Below are 19,044 nucleotides of genomic sequence, written 5' to 3'. Positions count from 1 at the left end.
AGGAGAATGTCAGCGAAGTGGCCACCGAAGGCGGAACAAAAGCGATAGTCGCGGCGCTGTGCGCCAACCTGGGTATCGCCATCACGAAATTCATTTCATTCCTGCTCACGTCATCGTCGTCCATGTTGGCAGAGTCCATCCACTCGGTTGCCGACTCCGGTAACCAGATTTTGCTGCTTATCGGTGGAAAGCGCGCCAAGCGCAGCGCAACGCCGCAGCATCCTTTCGGGTACGGCCGGGAACGTTACGTCTACGCTTTCATCGTCTCGATAGTGCTGTTCAGCGTCGGCGGACTCTTCGCCCTGTACGAGGCCTGGCAGAAGTTTCAGCATCCGCATGGCATCGAAGGCTTCTGGTGGTGGCTGCCGGTCGTCGTCCTGATCGTGGCGATCGGCCTGGAAAGCTACTCGTTCAGCGTGGCGATCAAGGAATCAAACCGCGTGCGCGGCAAGCGCTCGTGGACAGAGTTCATCAAGTCGGCGAAGGCTCCGGAGCTTCCGGTCATCCTGCTTGAGGACTTTGCCGCGCTCGCCGGACTGGTGCTGGCGTTGTTCGGCGTGAGTCTGACGCTGCTTACCGGTGACGGGCGCTGGGACGCGACGGGAACCGGCCTGATCGGACTGTTGCTGGTCGCCGTCGCCGTCGTGCTCGCCATCGAGATGAAGTCATTGCTGCTGGGTGAGGGCGGGACGCCGGAGCACGTGGCCGCCATCGAGCGCGCCATCCCCGGCGACGGCGTGATGAGCATCGTGCACATGAAGACGCTTCACCTCGGTCCGGAAGAACTTCTGGTCGCCGCGAAGATCGCGATCGACTCCACCGACTCCGGGCGCGATATCGCCGCCGCGATCGACGCGGCCGAGCGCAGGATCAGGGAAGCCGTACCCATCGCTCGGGTGATCTACCTCGAGCCGGACATTAGGATAAGTGCACTGCGATGATCGACCACAAGATTGCCGATATCTCCCTCGCCGAGGCGGGACGCCATCAGATCAGGCTTGCCGAACACGAGATGCCGGGCCTGATGGCGCTGCGTGAGGAATACGCCGCCGCGCAGCCGCTGGCCGGCGCACGGATCGCCGGATCCCTGCACATGACCGTGCAGACCGCGGTTCTGATTGAAACCCTGGTCGCGCTCGGCGCGGACGTACGGTGGGCGTCGTGCAATATCTTCTCAACCCAGGACGAGGCCGCGGCCGCCGTCGTGGTGGGCGTTGGCACTGTCGATGCCCCGGCCGGCGTTCCGGTTTTCGCCTGGAAGGGCGAAACGCTGGCGGAATACTGGTGGGCGGCGGACCAGATCTTCCGCTGGGACGGCCACGACGGGCCGAACATGATCCTCGACGATGGCGGCGACGCAACCATGCTCGTACACAAGGGCCGGGAGTTCGAGCGGGCCGGCGCGGTTCCGGTTGGCACGGAAACCGACCCAGCCGAGTACCGGATCCTGCTTGAACTGCTCCGGAAGTCTCTGGCCGAGGACCCGGAACGCTTCACCAGGATGTCGGAAGGCATCCAGGGTGTCAGCGAGGAAACCACAACCGGGGTGAACCGGCTGTACCAGCTGGCGAGTGGCAACGAACTGTTGTTCCCGGCGATCAACGTCAACGACTCGGTCACCAAGTCCAAGTTCGATAACCGCTACGGCATCCGGCATTCGCTTCCCGACGGCCTCAACCGGGCGACCGACGTTCTGATCGGCGGCAAAGTCGCGTTCATCGTAGGCTACGGCGACGTCGGGAAGGGGGCGGCCGAGGCACTGCGCGGTCAGGGCGCCCGGGTGATCGTCTCCGAAATCGATCCGATTTGCGCACTGCAGGCCGCTATGGACGGTTACCAGGTGGCCAGGATCGAGGACGTGCTCGACGAGGCCGACATTTTTATCACCACGACTGGCAACACCAGGGTGATCACCGTGCAGCACCTGCTCGGCATGAAGCACAACGCCATCGTCGGCAATATCGGTCATTTCGACGACGAGATCGATCTCGCCGGGCTGGCCGCCGTCCCTGGCGTGGAGAAGATCGACATCAAGCCGCAGGTGCACGAGTGGCGGTTGCCGGCTTCTGCCGGCGACGGGGCACGCGCCGCCCATTCAGTCATTGTGCTGTCGGAGGGCCGGCTGCTCAACCTCGGCAACGCCACCGGTCATCCCTCGTTCGTGATGTCGAACTCATTTGCGAATCAGGTGATCGCCCAGATCGAGCTGTTCGCCGGGCACGAACAGTACGAGCGTCAGGTGTACCGGTTGTCGAAGAAGCTCGACGAGAAAGTGGCACGGCTGCACCTCGACGCGCTCGGCGTGAAGCTGACCGAGCTGACGAAGGAACAAGCGGACTACATCGGGGTCGACGTCGCCGGCCCATACAAGTCGGATCATTACCGGTACTAATTAAGAAAGTAAGGCTACGGAGGCGAATTGTCCGAGCGAAATCCGCGCCATCAGGGCGTTGACGACAAGCTGCCCGCGGCAGGTCGTGGCAGTAGCGCCGAGGCGACACCGCGGATCGTCCCGGCGTCGGCTGGACTTAAGGATCCCGGCGCCCGGGCACAGGAACTGCTTCCCGACGCCTTCCTGACCAGGATCCGGCAGCGAGCGGCCGAGTACGACCGGAACAATTCATTTTTCACCGAGGATTTCGACCAGCTGCGGGCGGCCGGATACCTGACCATGCAAGTGCCCTCAGCCCGGGGCGGTGCCGGCTTCACGCTGACCGAGGTCGCCCGGGCCCAGCGCAGGCTCGCCACAGCGGCGCCGGCCACCGCGCTTGCGGTCAACATGCACCTGGTCTGGGTCGCCGCGGCAATGGCGATGACGGAACGCGGCGATCATGGCCTGGATCTGGTGATCGAGGGGGCTGCCGCCGGCGAGGTGTTCGCTTTCGGCATCAGCGAAGGCGGCAACGACTCGGTGCTCTTCGATTCGCGAACCGCGGCCGAGCCCGACGGTTCCGGGGGCTACCGATACACCGGGACCAAGATCTTCACCTCGCTGGCTCCGGCCTGGACGAAGCTCGGGATCTTCGGTAAGGATGCCACGGACCCCGATGACCCGCGACTGGTGTACGGCTTTCTCGACCGCGCGGCGGCCGGCTACCGGATCGCCGACGATTGGGATCCACTCGGCATGCGGGCGACGCAGAGCAGAAGCACGGTGCTGACCGGGGCGCACGTTCCGGCCAGTCAGATCGTGCGCGACTTGCCGGTCGGGCCGAACGCGGATCCGCTGGTGTTCGGGATATTCTCCAGCTTCCTGACCCTGGTGCCGAGCGTCTACGCCGGGATTGCCGACCGTGCGCTCGCCCTCGCGGTTCAGGCTGTCGGGCAGCGAAGTTCGATGAAGTTCGATGGTCAGAAGCTCTCGATGGATCCGGACATCCGCTGGAAGATCGCTGACGCCGCGATGCTGGTCGACTCGATGACGCTTCAACTGGACGGGCTGACGGCAGATGTATCGGCAGGGCCGGGCAGCCGGGAACACGGCGCGGATTGGTTCCGGCAGCTTGCCGGCCTGAAGACCAGGGTGATTGCCGACGCGCGCCGGGTCGTCGACCTCGGTCTGCAGGTGTCCGGGGGAGCGTCATATACGGCGAGCAGCGAGCTCTCCCGGTTGTATCGCGATGTCCTGGCCGGGATCTATCACCCGTCCGACGACGAATCGGCGCACAGCACAGTGGCGCAGGCAGTGCTCGGGCCGTTGCCGACCGGCCAGTAGCCGGCCCGCTAGTAGCTGACCTCGCGAGTAGTCTGCGGATAGCCGTTGGCACCGTAGTTGCGTTCGGGATCGTACTCGTCCATCCTGAACGGCAGCCGATGCAGGGCCTCATCGTGTCGCTGGAGCTCCCGGGCCTGCCGGGCGAGGCGCTCGAAGTCCCGGTCGCGCCGGACCGTGCAGACGGCGGCCAGGAATTCTTCCGGGTAGGTTCCGGGCGGGGGAGCGGGAGCGGCGTAGCGATTCACCTGCTCGGCCAGGCTTACCGCCAACGCCATCCTGGCCCCCGGATTCAGCCGCGGGGCGTTCGACAGGAACTGAGAGATTCTTGCGCCAAGGTCATCCGGGAGCGAGCGGATGTCGGCGGTAGCCGCCCACTGAGTCAGCCGCGGTGGCATAACGCTGAGTTGGACCTTGTTTCTGGCCGCCCGGTCGCTCAGGGCGTAGGTCCCGGCCAGGTAATCGCCGACCCGCTTGGAACGGTGGCTGACCAAGCCGACCAGGGCGGCCACGCCGCCAAAGACAGCGGCGACCTCGACCTGCCAGAGCATCCCACGGATCAGCGCGTGCCGGAACCGGATCGAGCCGCCGTCCTCACGAACGACTCGCAGGCCAACGGCGAGCTTTCCCAGCGACTTTCCCCGGGTAAGCGTTTCTACCGTCACCGGAATGGCGACGTAGACCAGGACGTAGTAGCCGAGAGCGAAGGCGCCGAGCAGGGACGACGAGTCGGCCGCGGCCCGGTCCAGCACCCAGGCTGTGGCGATGATCAATCCGATGTAGACCAGGTTTATCGCGACGAAGTCGATCAGCGTGCCCAAGCCACGCATCGCGATCGAGGCGGGCTTCAGGTCGAGGGCAACCGCCTCGCCGGTAACTACAGTGCTCACATAGCGAGTGTACGGTGATCACCCGGGACGGATACCGATAGGCTTCCCAGGAGAGAAGATAAGCCTGGATGAGGAGAGAACGCATTTGGACCTCGATGCATTTGTGCTGACGAAGCGCGAAAGCTGGCAGCGGCTTGAAACGTTGGCTAAACAACGGAACCTGAGCGGCGCCGAGGCCGACGAACTGATGAACCGCTATCAGCACGCAACGACCGATCTGTCCGTCATCCGCTCCACCGCGCCGGAGTCCTCGGTGTCGATTCGGCTTTCCGGCATCATCGCCCGAACCCGAACGAAGTTCACCGGCACGCCGGGCGGCGCCTTCGCCGGGATCGGCCGCTTTTTCGTCGTGTCATTTCCGGTCGCGCTGTACCGGCTTCGCTGGTTGACTCTGGGCATCGGGCTGGCCTTCGTGCTGATTGCGGCGCTGACGGCGGCGTGGGTCGCCAATAACCCGGAGGTGCAGCAGGCACTGGCGCCCGAGGCGGCGTTGAAGGCCATCGCGGAGCACGACTTCGTCGCGTACTACTCGGAGAACCCGGCAAGTTCCTTCGCGGCCGGGGTCTGGACGAACAATGCTTGGATCGCCGCGCAATGGATCGCGCTGGGGATCACCGGCGTCTTCGTGATCTACGGATTGATCTCGAATGCGGTCAACGTCGGGATCATGGCCGGCATTCTCTTTGCCTTCGACTACGGCACCACATTCTTCACCTACATACTTCCGCATGGCATACCCGAACTGACCTCAATATTCATTGCGGCGGCGGCCGGCCTGCGGATCTTCTGGGCGTGGGTAGTTCCGGGGCCGCGGACCCGAGTGCGGGCGCTGGCGGAGGAAGGCCGATCGCTGTTCACCGTCGCGCTCGGACTGGTGCTCGTGCTTTTCCTCTCCGGCCTGGTCGAGGCGTACGTCACGCCGAGTTCGCTGCCGGTCCCGGTTCGGATCGGCATCGGCGTCATCTTCTTCATCGCCTTGTGGACTTACGCAATAGCACTTGGCCGGAGAGCTGCCCGCGACGGTGAGACTGGTGACCTGGAACGCCAAGATGCCGGCGACGAGCGCGCGTCCGTCGGCTAGGGCGCCGAGCGAATAACGCGGACCCGACTACAGCCTGCCGGCAGCCTTAAGCGCCAGATAGAGGTCGGCGAGCTTCGGCGGCAACTCATCAGGTGATTCGTCGATAACCTCGAAACCATCGTTCTTCAGCGCCGCCGTGACCGCTGCCCGGTCAAGTGCCGCGCGCTCGGCGGATGCCGCCGCGTAGGTCTCGTCCAGGGTGTCCCGCTGGCTCTGGATTTCGGCGATCCGCGGATCGGCAACCGAGGCAACGGCCACTGTGTGCCGCGCGGAAAGCTGCCGGGCGACCGGTAGCAGGCCATCGATCACCGCGGCTGACTCCAGCGGGGTGAGCAGCACGACAAACGCCCGCTGGTTCATGCTCGACGTAATCGTTGAGGCGATCGTCGACCAGTCCGCCTCGATCAGGTCCGGTTCGATCGGCGCCAGGGCGTTGACCATCGACGGCAGCAAGTCGTTGCCGGTGGCCCCTTGCACCCGGGCCCGCACCCGGCGGTCGATCGCTATCATCTCCACCCGGTCGCCTGCTTTGGAGGCCAGCGCGGAGAGCAACAGGGCGGCGTCGATGCTTGCGTCCAGCCGCGGCTCTCCTTCCACCCGGCCTGCCGACGTCCGCGAGGTGTCCACGACTATCAGTACCCGGCGGTCACGTTCCGGCCGCCAGGTACGCACGACGACGTGCTGCCGTCGCGCCGTGGCGCGCCAGTCGATGGACCGGACGTCATCACCGATCACATAGTCCCGGAGCGAATCGAACTCGGTGCCCGCGCCCCGGATCATCACCGAAGTCCGGCCGTCGAGTTCGCGCAGCCGGGCAAGCTTCGAGGGCAGGTGCCGGCGGGAGGTGAACGGTGGCAGCACCCGTAACCGGGCCGGCACCTTGACGCTGGCCTGGCGAGCGGCCAGCCGCATCGGCCCGAAGGACCGGATCGTCACCGCAGCGGCGATCCGGTCGCCGCGACGGGTCGGCAGCATCGGAGTAGAGAACCGTCTGCGTTCGCCCGGCCGCACCGATAGCGAGTGCCGATTATTCTCCGCGCCGGCAGATGGCGGCCAGGCATCACGCAGCGTGGCACGCAGACGTCGCCGGCTCGCGTTACGCACCGTCAGGGTCGAACTGGCCGGCTGCCCGAGCCGGACGCTCGCCGGCGGCGTGCGCTGAACCGCCACCCCCCGCGGTGACGCGGCGAGCAGCAGGTCGAGAATGATCAGGGCGGCAAGTCCGCCGAGCAGCAACCATGCGGTAGCCCAGCCGGGCGCCAGTGCCAGCGGGATGGCGCACAGCGCGGTCAGAACGACGAATCGTCCGGTTATTGCCATTGCGACGCTACCGCGGTACCGGCGTGGTGCGGAGAATGCCTTCGAGCACTGTATCTGCGTTGATTCCCTCGAGCTCGGCTTCCGGCCGGAGCCTGACCCGATGCCGCAGCGTCGGCCCTACCAGCGCCTTCACATCGTCCGGGGTCACGTAGTCCCGGCCCGCCAGCCAGGCCCAGGCGCGGGAGGTGGCCAATAGAGCCGTGGCGCCGCGGGGCGAGACTCCGAGCTGGAAGGACGGTGCGTTCCGCGTCGCGCGCACAATGTCGACGATGTAGCCCATCACATCGTTTGACACCTGGACCGTTGTCACCGCCTCACTGGCCTTCGCGAGGTCCTCGGCACCCGCGACCGGCGTGACGCCGGCGGCGTCCAGGTCGCGGGCAGAGAACCCCGAGGCATGCCGGACCAAGATCTCGACCTCATCGTGGCGTTCGGGAAGCGGCATGGTGAGTTTGAGCAGGAAGCGGTCGAGCTGCGCTTCCGGTAGTGGGTAGGTGCCTTCGTATTCGATCGGGTTCTGTGTTGCAGCCACGATGAATGGAACCGGCAGCGGCCTGGGTTGTCCGTCGACGGACACCTGGCGTTCTTCCATCGCCTCGAGCAAGGACGCCTGAGTCTTGGGCGGCGTCCGGTTGATCTCGTCGGCGAGCAGCAGATTGGTGAAGACCGGGCCTTCACGGAAGGAGAAGTCTGAGGTGCGGTTGTCATAGATCAGCGAACCGGTCACGTCGCCAGGCATCAGGTCAGGTGTGAACTGGACCCGCTTGTTGTCGAGGCTCAGTGCATGTGACAGGGTCCGGACCAACAGTGTTTTGGCAACACCTGGAACACCCTCCAGCAGGACGTGTCCCTTGCAGAGCAGCGCGATGACCAGCCCGGTGACGGTGTTGTCCTGGCCGACCACAGCCTTGGCGACCTCCGAGCGAACGTCGAGCAGCAGGTTCCGGAGCGGATCGCTGGTGGCAGCGGACGCCGGCTGTCCGGTGGGTGCCGACTGATGCCCGGCACCGGACCCGTTGGCCGACGGCGGAAATGCCGTCGGCTGCTGCTGCGGAGCCTGTGGGTACTGTGGCGTGGGTGGGTATTGTCCTGCAGTCACGGCTGCTGAACCTCTCTCTCTAGGGTTTGCAAATCCAGGGCCAGGCGCTGCAGGGCCGTATCGTCCTGCGGGCGCTCGTAGAGCAGAACCGCGGCGACCTGTTGCTGCGTCCGGCCGGTCTTACCGACTACCGCGTCGACGATGTCCTTCGGGTCGCTGCTGCGCGGCAACTTGAGCCGACGCGCCAACCTGCTCATAGTGGCTGCCCGCAGGGTCAGTGCCGCGCGCTCGCGGGCACCGGACCTTCGGTACAGCCGCGCGCGACCCTCGACCGTCTCGGCCGCCCGGACGACGACCGGGAGCGGTTCTGAGACCAGGGCGCCGAAGCGGCGGCCACGCCAGAAGATCGTCACGATGAAGAGCAGGAAGCTCCAGACGAAGACCGGGATGACCCAGTCCGGCAGCAGTTCACCCAGTGACGGCGGCTGGGTGCCGTTCGTGGGCTGGTCGGCGATCGATGGCTCGTAATAGGTCAGGGAATCCGTTTCGCCCAACAACCACAGCGCCAGTGCCGCATTTCCGTTGTCTGCGAGGAAGCCGTTGCTGAGCATCGACCAGTTTCCGATCACGCTTATCCGGCGGTCGTCGCTGGTGTAGCTCGCGAAGCTGCCACTGGGCTGGCCATCTGCCCCGACATCCTGACCGGGCTCCGGAAAGCAGACGGCAACGTCCGATCCTTGGCTTTTTGTCTGCAACTGCCGGCCGCCCGCGCTGATCTTTCCGGCCGCTTCGGCCGCCGGATGCGCGCAGTCGGCGGCGACGGGTGCGGGCAGTGATTCGTCCAGCGCTCTCGCCCTGGACGGATCCACCGCGCCGCTGTTCTTCGCCAGCGCGATTTCCGGCGCGAACTTCTCGAGCAGTGTGAAGCCGGGATCGATAAGCACGACGTTTGTCCCGCTCGCCTGCGCCCGCACGGCAATCTGGTCGAGAGTCTGGTCGCCGAGGATATCTTCGGCGTCGTAGATGACCAGGGTGCTGCCGGGAGCGCCGGCCCCCGCCATTGCCTCGTCCAGCCGTGTCGTCGACGTGACGTCCACGCCCTGGTTTTCGACGGTTTTCAGGATGGCGCGGGCACCGTCGGGGCGGGAGGAATCGGCTCCCAGCCGGTCCTCCGGGGCCGCCTGGTTGGTGACGAACACGGTGGCAACGGCAAGGATTATGACGACGGCGCCGAGCACCAGCCAGGAACGAAGCGTGAGCCAGCGCCGTTTGGAGCGGGCAGAGAACGTTGTTCCGTCGCCGGTGACCTCGCCGCGGGTGGCAATATCGATATCCGCGCTCATTGCGGTCCGGCCCAGCCCGCGGCCGGAGCCGCGGCATCGAATTCGGGCTTGGCCTTCGCGGTCGACTGATCAAGTGATTTCAGTTCGCCGTACTGGGCTGCGGACGCAGGCCGGGAGCCGTAGCAGACATCGTCGAATATTCCGGCTCCGCCAAGCAGACGATCCGCTATCTCAGGCAGGATCGGACCGGCTTCGGTGGCGATTTCGTGCGCGGTGCGTCCAGGCCTCGGTTCGATGATGGTCCGCTCCTCCAACTCGCGGGCGATGGCGCGGAACCTTTCCCGGATGGCGACCTGCCAGTCACCAATCCGGGCCGCTCGCTCCGCCAGGTTGCGGTGCGCGGCAGCACTCAACGTCGAGTCGACATCGAATACGGCGTTCGCCGATGCTCCCAGGCCACGCCGCCGGGGCTTGCCGGCCCACCAGACGGCGACACCGATCAGGCCGACGACGACGACGATCAGGATGACGACGCCGACCGGTGAGACGGGTACCCCTGGCCCGTCAAACGACGAGAAGAACCTCTCGATTGTGGCGCCGATCCGTTCAAGTAGCGTGACGTCGCCCTGGCGATATTCCGGCTTTCCCAGTTCTTCCAGTACCCACCTGCGCGCTTCGTCGTCGGAGGGTTGCAGGGGCGGGTCGGAGTCCGGCGTTGCCCCGGATACGAGGGAGTAAAGCGACAACTGCATCGTCATTGCTCCGGGCTTCGCCTGGCAATCAGGTCTGCTTCTTCGAGCAGCTGGACATCGAGCCCCTCGAGGCGCATGCGCTGGTCGAGATACAGCAGGGACGTTGTTGCGGCAAGATAGCTCGCTTGCAGGGCCGATGCCACGATGGTGACCGCGGCGTAGAGGATTACCGCTATGACCACGATGACTATAAGAGCGGCCTCATTGTCTCCGACCGCAAACGAGATCACGCCGACGAAGATACTGCCGACAAATGTCAGCGGGGTGGTGATGATGCTTACCACGATGGAAATGAGCAGGTAGCACAACAGGAAGATGCCGGTGAAACGCCAGAACCCTCTCGCCGTCAGCTGCCAGGATCGCCTGAGCGAGACGATGATGCCAACGTTCTCCAGCACCAGGCAGCAAGCCGACAGCGCGAAGCGGATGCCGAAGAACATTAGGGCGAGCAGCCAGAGCAGTCCCAGCAGGACGCCGATCACGGCAGCGGCCACACCGGATCCGGCGACGGCGAGCAGAACCACCGGTGCCGCGAGAATGGCTCCGGATAGGAGGGCCGCGGCGGTCAGCAGCAGTAATAGGCCGAGCAGAGCCCAGACCCGGGGTTTGAGTTTCTGCCACACTTCGCTGATCGTCAGTGACTCGCCCAGCACCGCACGGGAGATATAGAGCACGAGAAAGCCGGAGACGAGCTGCGTGCCAAACGAAATCACTATCCCCGACACCACGCTCACCGCCTGAAAGAGCACCGAGACGCCGAGTTCGGCCTCGTCGGTCAGCGGCGAGTTGGCCAGCTGACTGCCGAATAGGGCAACGAAGCCGACGGTGATGCCGGCGCCGATAAGCAGGGTGATCCCGAGCACTATCGTCGGCAGGCCAAGCATCAGCTTCGGGTTCTTTCGAATCGCCTGGAAGCCGCCGTCCAGAATTTCGCCCAGCTTCAGCGGACGCAGTGGAACGAGTCCCGGTTTCGGTGCGGGCCGGTAGCCCGAGCCGCTTGCTGCCCCCGGAGTCTGGCCCTGGTTCTGCGGTGCGCCCCAGCGGGCGGGCTGTTCCCAGGAGCCGGACTGGCCCCACGGATTTGGCTGTGGGGCGCCTTGCTGCTGTGGGGCGGCGGGCTGGCTGCCCTGACTCTGTGGGGTGGGCTGTCCCTGTGGGCTGCCCTGCCCCTGTGGCGCGTACTGGCCGTACTGGGGCTGCGGCCTGACCTGCTGCTGTGGCGCGGGCTGGCTGCCATGTCCCTGTGGTGCCGGCTGTCCCTGTGGCGTGGGCTGGCTGCCATGTCCCTGTGGTGCCGGCTGTCCCTGTGGCGTGGGCTGGCCCGATGGATTTGGCTGCGGTGCGTCTTGCTCCTGCGGGGTGTACTGGCCGTACTGGGGCTGCGGACGGGGATCGTGATGCGGAGGTGTCGTCACGCAATTTCCCTTCGGCTTCGTCATCTATCGTCGAGTCAACTTCGGTCCTCGTCGACTCCTATCGTGCCATGAAAGCCGACGCGGCCGTGGGGTGATGCACGATTCTGACCGGGTTTGAGAGAACATAGGGGTATGAAAGGTCGCATTCTGGTCGTCGACGACGACACCGCTCTCGCCGAGATGATCGGCATCGTCCTGAAAAGTGAAGGGTTTGAGTCGTTTTTCTGCGCCCACGGCGACGCCGCCCTGGACACGTTCCGGCGGGTTCGCCCCGATCTGGTGCTGCTCGATCTGATGCTGCCCGGAAAGGACGGCCTCGAGGTTTGCCGCGAGATCCGGGCGGAATCGGGGGTGCCGGTCGTGATGCTGACGGCTAAGTCCGACACTGTCGACGTCGTGCTTGGCCTCGAGTCAGGAGCCGATGACTATGTGCCCAAGCCGTTCAAGCCGAAAGAGCTGATCGCCCGGGTGCGTGCCCGGCTGCGGATAACCGACCACGTCGCGCCGGAAATGCTGACCGTCGGCGACGTGCAGATCGATGTGGCTGGGCATTCAGTGATCCGGGCCGGCAAGCCGGTGAACCTCACCCCGCTTGAGTTCGACCTGCTTGTCGCGCTCGCGCGCAAGCCCTGGCAGGTATTCAGCCGCGAGGTGTTGCTCGAGGAGGTCTGGGGTTACCGGCACGCCGCCGACACCCGGCTGGTCAACGTGCACGTGCAACGGCTGCGGTCCAAGATCGAACGTGATCCGGAGAAGCCTGACATCGTGGTCACCGTTCGTGGCGTGGGATATCGGGCGGGCCAGGGAACGTGAGCAATCGCCCAGCCATTGGTACCTGGTTGGGCAGCTGTGCCCGGGCCATAGGTAAGGGATGGCGCTGGGTTGTTTCGCTTATCCGTCGCTCCCTGCAGTTTCGGGTGGTGGCCGCGACCATCCTGTTGACCTCGTTCGCGATCTACGGCGTGGGAACCTACATGTCGCAGGAAATCGCCAAAGGCCTCTTCGAGAAGCGTTTGAGCTCCGCGACAAAGATCACCGACCAGTTCGCCCAGCAGCTCAATGCGTTTTCCGACGATGAGGCGGCGACGTCCCAGGGCGATCTGTCCACCACCCTTCGGACCACGCTTGCCGACCAGATGTCCAGCTCGACCCTGCCGCTGCGCGCGGTGGCGCTGGAACCAATGGAGGGCGCCACCAGCGTCTCGCCGATATCGGAAACCCAGAAGAACAAACCGCCGTACTCGGTGAAACAGCTATCGCCGGACCTGATCGAATCGGTGAAGGACGCAGGCGGCGAGCAGCGTTACCAGGCGATGGAACTCAGTAACTACGACGGTTCGGTCGATCCGGGCCTCGCGATCGGCACCCTTGTTACTATTCCGGGGGCCGGTCAGTTCCAGCTCTATGTCATCTCGGACCTGACCGAGGAGCAGAACACACTTGAATTCGTCCAGCGCGCCATGGTCATCTCCGGCCTGGTGCTCATCGTGCTGGTCGCCGCGATCGCCTGGACCGTTGCAAATATCGTGGTCCGACCGGTCAGGGTCGCCGCCGACGTTTCGCACACTTTGGCCAGCGGCGACCTGGACAGGCGGATGCCCGTTCACGGCGAGGACGAGCTCGCGACGCTGGCCAGGTCGTTCAACGACATGGCCTCCGCGCTGCAGGACCAGATCACCCGGATGGAAGCGCTGTCCGTGCTGCAGCGCCGCTTCGTCTCCGACGTGTCACACGAACTACGGACGCCACTGACGACGATCCGGATCGCCGGCGAACTGATGTACGAGGCACGTGAGGACTTCGACCCGGTGACGGCCCGGAGCGCCGAGCTGCTGCACTCCCAAGTGCAGCGATTCGAGGCACTGCTGGCCGACCTGCTGGAGATCAGCCGTTTCGACGCCGGGGCTGCTGCGCTTGACGCGGCGGCCGACGACCTGGTCAGCGTGGTCAACAAGGTAGTGGAATCGGTGGAAGTGGTGGCTGAGCAAGCGGGAACGCCGGTCATCATTCACGGCCCGTCCGCTCCGATGATGGCGGCCATCGATTCACGCCGGATCGAACGGATCGTCCGTAACCTGGTTGTGAATGCGATCGAACACAGCGAAGGAAAGCCTGTTGACATCTACCTCGCCGCGGACGCAGACGCGGTCGCGGTGAGCGTGCGCGACCATGGAGTCGGCATGGACCGCTCACAGGTAGAACGGGTCTTCGACCGCTTCTGGCGCGCCGATCCCGCTCGGCAGCGAACGCTTGGTGGCACCGGACTCGGGCTGGCAATATCCCTGGAAGACGCCCACCTGCACGCCGGATGGCTGCAGGCCTGGGGGAGGCCGGGGGAGGGTTCCTGTTTCCGGCTCACCATTCCGCGGCGGCCGGGTCATGAACTCGAAACGTCGCCGCTGCCGCTGCCGCCCGCCGACGCCAGCAGTGCGGCAAGGAAAGACGATGAAGTGATCGAACCGCTGTCCAGCGACTCCTCCGTCCGGCTGAATACCGGCAGCCTGCCGGTGCTCCCGGTCAGAGCCGAAACCAGCCTGAACAGCAGGGAATCGTCGAGTAATCCGAGGGATAACCATGCTTAGTTCATTTCGCGCCCTGGTTGTGGGCATCACGATGTTGCTGCTGGTTCTGTCCGGTTGCGCCGGCATCCCGACCTCCGGGCCGGTCGGCGTCGGAGACCCGGGGACAAGCGACGAGGATGCCCGATCTCAGATCAGTGCCTCCGGCCCGGAAAAGGGCGCCGATCCGAATAAGATCGTCCGTGGATTCATCGCTGCCGCCGAGGGCACAGCGAACAATTTTGCGGTGGCCAAGAAGTTCCTGACCCAGGGCGCCGCCGCAACGTGGAACCCGCTGGAGAGCGTCTCCATCTATCCGCGCGGAGAATACCTGAACGACATCCGGGGCGGAATCGCCGAGGAAGGGCAGGAGTATTCAATCGACATCCCGATAGCTGCCACCGTCGATAGCGAAGGCCGCTACACGGCGGCTGCGGCAGGCAAGTCGACGAAGCAGATGTTCGGACTGACGAAAGTCGACGGGCAATGGCGAATTTCCTCGGTTCCCAACGGCATTGTGTTGTCCGAATCGATGTTCGAGAGCGTGTTCGACGCCTACTCCGTCTATTTCTATGACTCGGGCTACGACTACCTTGTGCCGGACGTTCGCTGGTTCATTAAGCGGACGGCTGCGGCGACGGACCTGGTGCAGGCTCTTCTGGACGGCCCGGTGTCCTGGCTGGGCGGAGCGGCGATTTCCGCCTTCCCGGAAGGAACCAAGCTTCCGCTCAAAGCAGTAACCACCCTGAACGGCAAGGCAACGGTGACCCTGGACGACGCCGCCCAGGATGTGTCCAACGACCAGAAGTCTCTTATGCGCCAGCAGATCGAGGCAACCCTGAGGCAGATTCCATCGATCCAGAGTGTCGAGGTGTTTGCCGGTAGTAGCGAGTTCGGCTCCACTCCGGAGCAGGAGGCGCAGAGCAATCCACAGGTCGAAGGGGAGCCGGTCGTTGTGGCCGACGGTCAGCTCAGGCAGGTGTCCGCGACGCAGGTCGATCCGATCTCGGGCGTGCCAAGCCTCGCCGAGCTGAAACCCAGCCGGCCAGCGGCCTCCCTGGCCGGCAACAGGTACGCGTTCCTTGGCGATGGCGGAAAGAAGCTCTACGAGGTCGGCACCGACGATCCGGCCGATATCCGGGTCCTTGCGGAAGGAAAGTCATTCGTCGCACCATCTTACGCACCGCGCGATTGGCTGTGGACCGGTGAGGCGGACAACGAGGGCAACCTGATCGCTATCAGCGGGGATGGTAAGCCAGTGACGATCTCGGCGCCCTGGTTGGCTGACCGGGAGCTGAAGGCCGTGCAGATTTCGCGGGACGGCGCCCGTATCGCCGTACTGTCCGTTGGCACGGGCGGCCAGTCGTCGATCAACGTCACCGGGATTCGCTACGAGTCGGCCGGTGAACCGAGCGGACTGAACTCGCCGGTCGATATCTCCACCCGGTTCGACGATGTGAAGGACATCAGCTGGGCCGGTGACACCGAGCTGGCTCTGGTGGGCCGGCTGACCAGCGAGACGGACTTCGCGCCGTGGCGCCTCGTTGTCGGCGGACCGATGAGCGAGCTGGGGACGGTACCGGAGATTCAGAGCATCACGGCAAGCTCGGATGGCCAGAGCATGTATGCCGGCACCGCGGCCGGAAAGTTGTACTCGCGCTCAGGTGGATCGTGGCAGGAACTGCTCGACATCAAGGGATCCGATCCGTCCTACCCCGGCTGAGTAGCTGTCGGCACAGGCCCAGCGGTTGACAGCCTTTTCCACAGCTTGGCTCGGACCAGTCGGCTATCGTTCCCTGGCGGCGCATCATCGGTTGATGACACTCCGGGACCGAGCAACCTTCTGGTCGCGGGCATGCCACGACTTCACCGAGCTGATCCTGCCGACGAGCTGCGCGGGCTGCGGTCAACCGGGAATCGCTGTGTGTTCTGACTGCGCCGCGGACTGTGCGGGCGAGCCGTTCCGGGCCGAAGCAGGAGCGCGCTACTTCGGGCGCCCGTGCTGGGCGCTGGCACCGTATCGGGGCTCGGTGCAGTCGATCATCGTCGCTTACAAGGACGGCGGCCGGAGCGACCTCAGAAAGTACCTCGGACTCGCACTGGCGATAAGCCTGAGTGCGGTGGTGGAGGAGCAGTACGACCGCACCGGACGGAGCGGTGAACTGCTGCTGGTGCCGGTCCCGTCATCACGAAGCAGCATCAGACGGCGAGGGGCAGATGTGCTTGCCGACTGTGCGCGCCGCGCCGCAACAGAATTAGCAGCGAGCGGAATCCGTGCTCGGGTGGCCCCGATGCTCCGAAGCGGCAGAGCGGTGCGGGATCAGGTCGGTCTGTCCGCCGTGGGCCGGCAACGCAATGTCAGTGGGTCGATGGCCGTGGCCCGGCGTCGGCTACCGATTCCGTCCGGGAAACGCCGCGACGCGACGGCCGGACCGGCGAGCATAGTCCTGGTTGACGACGTGATCACGACGGGGGCGACCCTCGCGGAGGCCGCCCGGGCGCTTGCGGGTGGCGGGCATCGGGTGGACGCCGCCGCCGTCATCGCGGCGACGACAAAGACATCTAGTTGATCCAGGTTTCTCTGCCGGCGACGCACGGCGAATCATTTTCGGTTTCCCCTTTAGATTCATCGGGCGTTCGACTAGCTTTTACCTATGGAGCGAGTTATCCGCGCATTGGCAGACCTGGTCACGCAATGACCAGACCGATGCGGCGAGCTGGAGCCGTTCCGTTGTGGATCACCGCCGAAGCGGCGCGCGGAATGCGGCGCGTAGCGGCGGGCAACAACGCAGGAGGTGACGAGCGCCCCTAACTGTCGCTGGGGCCGGGCCGCTAAGTGCCTGAAGCGCATCAATTTTTAAGTTTCACGAGCGGAGGAAACCCCCATGGACATTGTTGTAACTGGCCGGAATCTCGCAGTACCGGATCGCTTTCGGGATCACCTCAATGAGAAGCTGGCCAAGGTTGAGCAAATGGCACCGCGAGCTCAGCGAATTGACGTCCATGTCACGCACGAGAAGAACCCGCGGCAATCCGACTCCTCCGAACGAGTCGAACTGACAGTTTGGGCCAAAGGACCCGTGATTCGCGCAGAGGCCGCAGCCTCAGATAAGTACGCCGCTCTCGATTTGTCGTTTGGCAAGCTGATGGAACGCCTGCGAAGGTCCCGGGATCGCAAAAAGGTGCACCGCGGCCGTCGTCGTCCGCAATCCGTAGCCGAAGTGGTTGCGGAACTACCACCCGAAGCGGCAATCCAGGAAGCACCAGCCTCCGAGACGCCGGCTCCCGCCCCGCCAACTCCATCCACCCATGTGGTGAAGGACACCGCGGACGGACATCATCGCCCGGTCGACGCCGAGGGTGACTGTCCGGTGTTGGTACGTGAGAAAGTATTTCCTGGCCAGCCGATCAGCCTAGACGATGCTCTGGCACGAATGGAGCTTGTCGGGCACGACTTCTATCTATTCGTTGACTCGGAAACCTCACAACCTTCTGTCGTCTATCGGCGTCGTGGCTGGAGCTACGGGGTGATTACCCTCGATTCTGATCTCGAAGGCCACGACGAGGACGACGCCCCCTATGCCGAGCAAGTCGGCTGATCCTTCTATAGGTCGCCATGGAGGTGGCCGCTAAGGAAGCCGTACAGGTGCCCGTTGCCAGCAGGCGGCGGGCACCTGTCGGTGCCGGCAGCTACTCTGGTGGCCATGACCCAGACCAACCTCAGCAAGCCCGGCCTCGAACAGGCTGTCGGCGGTCAAGCCACTGTCAGCACGGCCAATATCAGCCAGGCGAAGGCGCGCCGGATCGCTCTCGCTGCGCAGGGTTTCCACAAGCCGAGGCCATCGTCGCCGCCAAGCATGCGTTCGCTGAAGGGCGTGATCGACAGGATCGGGCTGCTGCAGATCGACTCGGTCAACGTGCTCTCCCGCAGTCACTACCTCCCATTGTTCTCCCGGCTCGGCCATTACGACCGAGACCTGCTGCACCGGGCCACCGCCAGCCGGCCAAGGGTGCTGACCGAGTACTGGGCTCACGAGGCTTCGCTGATTCCACCCGCAACGTATCGGCTGCTGCAGTGGCGCATGGACAGCTGGAAAGAGACAGCCTGGGGAAAGATGCGGCAGGACACTCCGGGATATGCCGAACTGCTGGAGCTGGTGTACGACGAAGTGGCGCGCCGTGGTCCGATAACGGCAAGTCGGCTGGACCAGTGCCTGTCGCACGATATGCCCGCCCCGTCGGGAACCAACTGGGGCTGGAACTGGTCGCAGGTGAAAACCGCACTGGAAGCGCTATTCTGGGCCGGCCGAATCGGCTCCGCGGGCCGTAACCCGCAGTTCGAGCGCCGGTATGACATCACCGAGCGGATTCTGCCCGCTGACATTGCGGCAACGCCGCCCCCGCCGAAGGATGAGGCAATAGTCGAACTGCTCAGGATTTCCGCCAAGGCGCTCGGTATCGGAACGGCGCAGTGCCTGCGCGACTACTTCAGGCTCCCTGCCAGCGCGGTGCAGCCCGCAATCCGCCGGCTCGTGGATGCCGGGGAACTGCAGCCGGTTCAGGTCGCAGGCTGGAAACGCACCGCGTACCTGGCCAGAGATGCGAGCAAGCCTCGAGCGATCCGGGCACGGGCACTGCTGAGCCCCTTCGACTCATTGGTGTTCGAGCGCGCACGGACCGAAGCGCTCTTCGACTTCAGGTTCCGGCTGGAAATCTATGTGCCGAAACACAAGCGCGTGCACGGCTACTACGTGCTGCCATTCCTGCTGGGGGATCGGCTGGTTGCCAGAGTCGATCTCAAGGCCGATCGTGAGGCCGGGCTGCTCCGGGTGCAGTCAGCCCATGCCGAGCCTCATGCGCCGGAGACGACCGCAGTCGAGCTCTACCAGGAACTCGTCCTGATGGCCCGCTGGCTCGGCCTGGAACGGGTAGCCGTCACCGGTATGGGCGACCTCGGCCCGGGACTTGTCGCTGCCGGCGCGGAGCGGGCCTAG

General features: G+C 64.8%; 16 protein-coding genes. 10 read left to right on the top strand and 6 right to left on the bottom strand.

The features are described 5' to 3' along the window. Positions 1 to 17: 17 nt before the first annotated feature. The 3 genes from LWF01_RS11250 (at position 18) to LWF01_RS11240 (ending at position 3,715) form a co-directional block, all read left to right on the top strand. Positions 18 to 941 (top strand): cation diffusion facilitator family transporter, encoded by a 924-nt coding sequence (locus LWF01_RS11250; RefSeq protein ID WP_349637484.1) that lies wholly within the window; start codon positions 18 to 20, stop codon positions 939 to 941. Continuing rightward, the gene (gene ahcY, locus LWF01_RS11245) at positions 938 to 2,392 is read left to right on the top strand and encodes an adenosylhomocysteinase (protein ID WP_349637483.1); all 1,455 of its coding nucleotides are present in this window, start codon (positions 938 to 940) and stop codon (positions 2,390 to 2,392) included. The genes LWF01_RS11250 and ahcY overlap by 4 nt, the downstream gene beginning before the upstream one ends. 114 nt (positions 2,393 to 2,506) lie before the next feature. Continuing rightward, positions 2,507 to 3,715, top strand: coding sequence for an acyl-CoA dehydrogenase family protein (locus tag LWF01_RS11240; RefSeq protein WP_349640901.1), 1,209 nt, complete (start codon positions 2,507 to 2,509; stop codon positions 3,713 to 3,715). 8 nt (positions 3,716 to 3,723) lie between these two features. Here the strand turns inward: LWF01_RS11240 and LWF01_RS11235 are convergent, their stop codons facing one another. Continuing rightward, positions 3,724 to 4,602: an RDD family protein gene (locus LWF01_RS11235; protein ID WP_349637482.1), complete on the bottom strand. Its 879-nt coding sequence runs from the start codon at positions 4,600 to 4,602 to the stop codon at positions 3,724 to 3,726. A gap of 85 nt (positions 4,603 to 4,687) precedes the next feature. On the opposite strand from LWF01_RS11235, the gene LWF01_RS11230 reads away from it, so the two are divergent. Beyond that, positions 4,688 to 5,683, top strand: a complete 996-nt coding sequence (locus tag LWF01_RS11230; RefSeq protein ID WP_349637481.1) for a stage II sporulation protein M — start codon at positions 4,688 to 4,690, stop codon at positions 5,681 to 5,683. Positions 5,684 to 5,710: 27 nt separating this feature from the next. Here LWF01_RS11230 and LWF01_RS11225 read toward each other — a convergent pair whose 3' ends face one another. From LWF01_RS11225 to LWF01_RS11205, 5 genes are read right to left on the bottom strand one after another with little or no spacing between them, the layout of a single operon-like run. Continuing rightward, positions 5,711 to 7,003 carry a DUF58 domain-containing protein gene (locus tag LWF01_RS11225; protein WP_349637480.1) on the bottom strand — a complete coding sequence of 431 codons (1,293 nt, stop codon included), beginning with the start codon at positions 7,001 to 7,003 and terminating at the stop codon, positions 5,711 to 5,713. Positions 7,004 to 7,010: 7 nt separating this feature from the next. Continuing rightward, a complete protein-coding gene (locus LWF01_RS11220) occupies positions 7,011 to 8,102 on the bottom strand; it encodes an AAA family ATPase (RefSeq protein ID WP_349637479.1) in 1,092 nt (363 codons plus the stop codon). Further along, positions 8,099 to 9,385: a DUF4350 domain-containing protein gene (locus LWF01_RS11215; protein ID WP_349637478.1), complete on the bottom strand. Its 1,287-nt coding sequence runs from the start codon at positions 9,383 to 9,385 to the stop codon at positions 8,099 to 8,101. Before LWF01_RS11215 ends, LWF01_RS11220 begins: the two co-directional genes overlap by 4 nt. After that, a complete protein-coding gene (locus tag LWF01_RS11210) occupies positions 9,382 to 10,083 on the bottom strand; it encodes a DUF4129 domain-containing protein (protein WP_349637477.1) in 702 nt (233 codons plus the stop codon). Before LWF01_RS11210 ends, LWF01_RS11215 begins: the two co-directional genes overlap by 4 nt. Then, the gene (locus LWF01_RS11205) at positions 10,080 to 11,492 is read right to left on the bottom strand and encodes a hypothetical protein (protein WP_349637476.1); all 1,413 of its coding nucleotides are present in this window, start codon (positions 11,490 to 11,492) and stop codon (positions 10,080 to 10,082) included. Before LWF01_RS11205 ends, LWF01_RS11210 begins: the two co-directional genes overlap by 4 nt. 132 nt (positions 11,493 to 11,624) lie before the next feature. Here LWF01_RS11205 and mtrA point away from each other — a divergent pair, with 132 nt between their 5' ends. From mtrA to LWF01_RS11175, 6 genes are all read left to right on the top strand, one after another. Then, complete coding sequence (mtrA, locus tag LWF01_RS11200; RefSeq protein WP_349637475.1) at positions 11,625 to 12,305, top strand: MtrAB system response regulator MtrA; 681 nt, start codon at positions 11,625 to 11,627, stop codon at positions 12,303 to 12,305. Next, the gene (gene mtrB / locus LWF01_RS11195) at positions 12,302 to 14,074 is read left to right on the top strand and encodes an MtrAB system histidine kinase MtrB (protein ID WP_349637474.1); all 1,773 of its coding nucleotides are present in this window, start codon (positions 12,302 to 12,304) and stop codon (positions 14,072 to 14,074) included. The genes mtrA and mtrB overlap by 4 nt, the downstream gene beginning before the upstream one ends. After that, the gene (locus LWF01_RS11190) at positions 14,067 to 15,773 is read left to right on the top strand and encodes an LpqB family beta-propeller domain-containing protein (RefSeq protein WP_349637473.1); all 1,707 of its coding nucleotides are present in this window, start codon (positions 14,067 to 14,069) and stop codon (positions 15,771 to 15,773) included. Before mtrB ends, LWF01_RS11190 begins: the two co-directional genes overlap by 8 nt. 94 nt (positions 15,774 to 15,867) lie before the next feature. Then, the gene (locus LWF01_RS11185) at positions 15,868 to 16,620 is read left to right on the top strand and encodes a ComF family protein (RefSeq protein ID WP_349637472.1); all 753 of its coding nucleotides are present in this window, start codon (positions 15,868 to 15,870) and stop codon (positions 16,618 to 16,620) included. A gap of 315 nt (positions 16,621 to 16,935) precedes the next feature. Next, positions 16,936 to 17,649, top strand: coding sequence for a ribosome hibernation-promoting factor, HPF/YfiA family (gene hpf / locus LWF01_RS11180; protein WP_349637471.1), 714 nt, complete (start codon positions 16,936 to 16,938; stop codon positions 17,647 to 17,649). A gap of 105 nt (positions 17,650 to 17,754) precedes the next feature. Then, positions 17,755 to 19,044 carry a winged helix-turn-helix domain-containing protein gene (locus LWF01_RS11175; protein ID WP_349637470.1) on the top strand — a complete coding sequence of 430 codons (1,290 nt, stop codon included), beginning with the start codon at positions 17,755 to 17,757 and terminating at the stop codon, positions 19,042 to 19,044.

The sequence above is a fragment of the Saxibacter everestensis genome (assembly GCF_025787225.1).
Taxonomy (GTDB): domain Bacteria; phylum Actinomycetota; class Actinomycetes; order Actinomycetales; family Brevibacteriaceae; genus Saxibacter; species Saxibacter everestensis.
Note: the sequence above shows the minus strand (reverse complement) of the source record. Positions and strands in the feature narration are given on the sequence as shown.

Excerpts from the sequence above, each read along its gene's own strand:
- ahcY (WP_349637483.1), top strand. The coding sequence starts at position 938 with ATGATCGACCACAAGATTGCCGATATCTCCCTCGCCGAGGCGGGACGC.
- LWF01_RS11225 (WP_349637480.1), bottom strand. The coding sequence starts at position 7,003 with ATGGCAATAACCGGACGATTCGTCGTTCTGACCGCGCTGTGCGCCATC.
- LWF01_RS11215 (WP_349637478.1), bottom strand. The coding sequence starts at position 9,385 with ATGAGCGCGGATATCGATATTGCCACCCGCGGCGAGGTCACCGGCGAC.
- LWF01_RS11210 (WP_349637477.1), bottom strand. The coding sequence starts at position 10,083 with ATGACGATGCAGTTGTCGCTTTACTCCCTCGTATCCGGGGCAACGCCG.
- mtrA (WP_349637475.1), top strand. The coding sequence starts at position 11,625 with ATGAAAGGTCGCATTCTGGTCGTCGACGACGACACCGCTCTCGCCGAG.
- LWF01_RS11190 (WP_349637473.1), top strand. The coding sequence starts at position 14,067 with ATGCTTAGTTCATTTCGCGCCCTGGTTGTGGGCATCACGATGTTGCTG.
- LWF01_RS11185 (WP_349637472.1), top strand. The coding sequence starts at position 15,868 with ATGACACTCCGGGACCGAGCAACCTTCTGGTCGCGGGCATGCCACGAC.
- hpf (WP_349637471.1), top strand. The coding sequence starts at position 16,936 with ATGGACATTGTTGTAACTGGCCGGAATCTCGCAGTACCGGATCGCTTT.
- LWF01_RS11175 (WP_349637470.1), top strand. The coding sequence starts at position 17,755 with ATGACCCAGACCAACCTCAGCAAGCCCGGCCTCGAACAGGCTGTCGGC.